The sequence below is a fragment of the Pseudoalteromonas luteoviolacea NCIMB 1942 genome (assembly GCF_001625595.1).
Lineage (GTDB): Bacteria > Pseudomonadota > Gammaproteobacteria > Enterobacterales > Alteromonadaceae > Pseudoalteromonas > Pseudoalteromonas luteoviolacea_A.
On record NZ_AUXT01000127.1, the window covers coordinates 1 to 728 of the forward strand.

The 728-nt window shown below is 44.5% G+C and carries 1 protein-coding gene; it reads left to right on the plus strand.

What is annotated here, in order from left to right; all coding sequences use genetic code 11:
* The coding region (locus tag N482_RS07050; protein ID WP_155730531.1) for an IS4 family transposase at positions 1–728 on the plus strand (728 nt) is incomplete at both ends.

Sequence of the window (728 nt, forward strand, 5' to 3'; positions counted from 1 at the left end):
ACACGCATGACATTTTTACTCGTGGGCCAGCTCTCGCAGCCTGTGCTCCACGTAGATTGGTCTGATCTTGATACATTTAAAGGTTTGTTTTTAATCCGTGCCTCGCTTGCAACTCAAGGGCGCTCTTTAACTTTATATGAGCAAGTCCATTGCCTCAAGACGAAAGAAAAGCCAGAGACACACCGCGTGTTTATGAACAATTTAAAGTCAATGCGACCTGAGGCGTGTAAACCGATTATTGTTACCGATGCGGGGTTTAAAACCCCTTGGTTTAAGCTCATTGAGCGCCTAGGTTGGGACTATGTGGGGCGCTGTAGAAGTAACACACATTGTTTAAAGTCAGGGACTGATACATGGCTCCCCATTAAGCGTTTATATGGACTCGCGACCTCTAACGCTAAAAACCTAGGTAAGTATTTATTGGCAAAATCCGTCGGGCATAGCACTCGATTGGTCGTGTATTGGCGAAAAGCTAAAGGACGAAAAGACAAAACGGTATCAGGAGATAGAGAGAGGAAAAGTAGTCAATCAAGGAGTTGTGCGGAACGTGAAAAGGAACCTTGGTTATTGGCAACATCGCTCACACAGGCAGCGCGAAATGCCAAGCAAGTCACCACTATCTATGGCACTCGAATGCAAATAAAGGAAAGTTTTAGAGACTTAAAATCAGGCTTAAATATGAACCATAGTGGTACACGAAACCAGAAGCGCTTCAAAGTGTTGCTACT